This is a genomic window from Vibrio makurazakiensis (genome assembly GCF_050337375.1).
Lineage (GTDB): Bacteria > Pseudomonadota > Gammaproteobacteria > Enterobacterales > Vibrionaceae > Vibrio > Vibrio makurazakiensis.
In genome coordinates, this window is record NZ_JAKJSW010000319.1 from 1 (window position 1) to 3,418 (window position 3,418).

The window sequence follows — 3,418 nt, forward strand, 5'->3', positions numbered from 1 at the left end:
CGGGTGAAACTTTGTCGGTTAATGGCGGCTTATACATGCACTAACCTGCACGTATCTATACAAGGAGTTATGTCATGGAAAAAGTATTTATTGTTGCTGCCAAAAGAACGCCTCTCGGTTCATTTACGGGAACACTTAAAGATATCAAAGCAGGGGACTTAGCGGGTCTTGCGATTAAAGGGGCACTGGATTCTGTTGATCTGCCTGTGGAATTGATTGATGAAGTTATTGTTGGGAATGTCATTTCAGCGGGTCAAGGTATGGGAGTCGCGAGACAAGCGTCTCTGTGTGCAGGGATTTCTGAAGAAGTTCCAGCCTATGCCGTAAATATGATTTGCGGTAGTGGTATGAAATCGGTGATGGATGCGGCTTCCCACATTAAGAGCAAAGATGCAGAAGTGGTTGTGGCTGCTGGTGTCGAGGTGATGTCGCAAATCCCATTTATTGTCCCTGCGAGTATCCGGAACGGTCATAAGATGGGCGGAATTTCAATGACCGACCTGCTTATTAATGATGGTCTTACTGATGCCTTCAATAATTACCATATGGGTGTCACAGCGGAAAATATTGCAAAGTCGCTTGGTATTTCGAGAGCAGAGCAAGACGAGTACGCACTAGAAAGTCAGCAAAAAGCAACTGCTGCAATAGAGGCTGGAAAGTTTGTAAGTCAAATTGTTCCAGTAGAAGTTAAGCAACGTAAAACCACGACTCTGTTCGATACTGACGAATACCCAAAAGTCGATGCGACGCTTCAAGGTTTATCTAAGCTTCGTCCTGCATTTGACCGTGAAGGCAGTGTAACCGCAGGTAATGCGTCAGGTCTCAATGATGGTGCGAGTGCAATTGTATTGGCTTCTGAGGCTGCGGTTGAAAAATACGGACTGACCCCATTAGTTGAACTGACTGCTTATGCTCAGTCTGGGCTGGATCCAAAAATTATGGGGCTAGGGCCTGTAGAAGCAGTAACTAAAGCTCTAGATAAGGCTGATTTAAGCCTGAAAGACATTGATTTGTTTGAATTGAATGAAGCGTTCGCTGCGCAAGCGTTAGGAGTCGYGCAACAGTTATCTGAAAAGCACGGTTTACCATTAGAAACGCTTAAATCGAAAGTGAACGTTAATGGCGGTGCGATTGCATTAGGTCACCCGTTAGGGGCATCCGGTAACCGAAYCATCGTTTCTCTTATTCATGAAATGATCGAGAACCAAACTCAATATGGTGTGGCTTCACTCTGTGTGGGTGGGGGAATGGGCACTGCAGTATTACTGAAAGGCGTGAATGCTTAAGTAATACCGTTGAAACAGTAAGACAGAATGTTAATTAACTTTAAATGTAATGATCAGGAGTAACTTATGTACACGGATATTTTTAAAACTTTCACAGACCAAACTGAAAAGCAATTTGAACCATACTTTAAGTTCAATAAGCTAGTTGCTAAAAACGTTCAAACGATCACTGAGTTGCAAATGAATGCAATGAAGACCTACACCGATATGGGCTTAGCACAAATGAAAGCGGTTGCAGATATTAAAGATCCTGCAGGTATTGCGGCTTTTAACAGTCAACAACTTGCGGTTCTTAGCCAGTTATCTCAACAAATGATGAGTGACAGTTCTAAGCTTCAATCAGTGGCGAAAGAGTTTAAAGAAGATGTTGAGACACTAACAACTGAAAACTTGAAAACTGTTACACCAGCATAAATTTCAATCGCCATCGAGTGGGTGCTTTAGTTAGTCCAACTTGGTGGCGATTTTCCGATTATTGGAGTCATGTTATGTATCAACACCTATTTTCGGACTACCTTGTCAAACTTCAACAAACAAACCAGCAATGGTGGACCAATTTTGAGCAAAGCAAGGAAGCCGCCCAGTCGCCTCTAAACCAAGCAATGCAAGAACTAAACTTTGATGATGCGTCAAAGATATTCGAGCAAGCTATCAATCATCCAACCGACCTATTGAAGCTGCAGTCCCGATGGTGGGAGCAGCAACTGCAAATCTGGCAAAATGCAGTGCTAATGGGGAATACAGAAAGTGTTATTGCGGAAGAGCGTGGTGATAAACGCTTTATAGATGAAGCCTGGAAAAATGATCCGTTCTACAATTTTATCAAGCAATCTTATTTACTGTTCAGCAAAAGCTATTTAGAGACGATTAACTCCATCGAAGGTATCGACGAAAAGACCAAAGAGCGAGTCGCATTTTTCTCTCGACAAGCAATCAATGCGTTGTCTCCAAGCAACTTCATTGCTACGAACCCTGAGCTTTTAAAGCTCACTTTGGAAAGAAATGGTGAAAACCTGCTCGATGGGCTTGAACAGCTTCGTGCTGATGTTGAATCTAGTGCTGATATCCTCAAAATCCGAATGACGAACAGCAATGCTTTTAGACTAGGTCAAGATGTCGCAAACACAGAAGGCGACGTGGTTTTCAAAAATGATCTCTTTGAGCTAATTCAATACCATCCTAAAACTCCGCAAGTTAACGCAACACCGCTTCTGATCGTTCCGCCATTTATCAACAAGTACTACATCCTAGATCTTCGTGAAAAGAACTCTATGGTGCGTTGGTTACTTGAGCAGGGGCATAGTGTGTTCATGATGTCCTGGCGTAACCCAGGGCAACAACAGAAAGACGTCGAATTTGGTGACTACGTTACAGATGGCGTTGTTAAAGCGGTGTCTGCTATTGAAGACATCACAGGTAAAGAACAAATTAATGCTGCCGGTTATTGTATTGGTGGCACCGTTCTCGCTTCCACTGTCGCGTATTACGCTGCTAAGCGAATGAAGAAAAGAATTAAAACGGCGACGTTCTTTACTACATTACTTGATTTCTCTCAGCCGGGAGAAGTTGGTGCTTACGTTAATGACACGATTATAAGTGCCATTGAGAAACAGAATACGGCTAAAGGTTATATGGATGGTCGATCGCTTAGTGTGACCTTCAGTTTGTTGAGAGAAAATAGCCTGTACTGGAATTACTATGTTGATAATTACTTGAAGGGAAGTAGTCCAATGGACTTTGACCTCTTGTATTGGAATAGTGACAGTACTAATGTCGCGGCTAAGTGCCACAATTTCTTACTTCGAGACCTCTACCTTGAGAATAAACTTGTCCAAGATAAAGGTGTCAAAATTGGTGGTGTCTGGATTGATCTCAATAAGATAAAGATCCCTATCTATTTCATCTCAGCCAAAGAAGATCATATTGCGCTATGGCAAGGTACCTATCGTGGTGCTTTGAATACCGGTGGTAATAAAACTTTCGTACTGGGTGAGTCTGGTCATATTGCTGGTATCGTTAATCATCCAGACAAGAAAAAATATGGATATTGGTTAAACGATAACTTAGATGATTCAGCGGATGAGTGGCTCAATAATGCAAATCATAACGAAGGTTCATGGTGGGTGCATTGG

General features: G+C 42.5%; 3 protein-coding genes. All 3 read left to right on the forward strand.

The genetic code is table 11. The annotated features are described in order from the left end of the window. Nucleotides 1-74: 74 nt before the first annotated feature. The gene (locus L4C33_RS20720; RefSeq protein WP_428814284.1) at nucleotides 75-1,286 is read left to right on the forward strand and encodes an acetyl-CoA C-acetyltransferase; all 1,212 of its coding nucleotides are present in this window, start codon (nucleotides 75-77) and stop codon (nucleotides 1,284-1,286) included. 66 nt (nucleotides 1,287-1,352) lie between these two features. After that, nucleotides 1,353-1,700, forward strand: coding sequence for a phasin family protein (locus tag L4C33_RS20725; RefSeq protein WP_428814285.1), 348 nt, complete (start codon nucleotides 1,353-1,355; stop codon nucleotides 1,698-1,700). 74 nt (nucleotides 1,701-1,774) lie between these two features. Next, nucleotides 1,775-3,418: class I poly(R)-hydroxyalkanoic acid synthase (gene phaC / locus L4C33_RS20730; RefSeq protein ID WP_428814286.1), on the forward strand; the 1,644-nt coding region annotated here is incomplete at its 3' end.

Coding starts and splice junctions, on each gene's coding strand:
- L4C33_RS20725 (WP_428814285.1), top strand. CDS start 1,353: ATGTACACGGATATTTTTAAAACTTTCACAGACCAAACTGAAAAGCAA.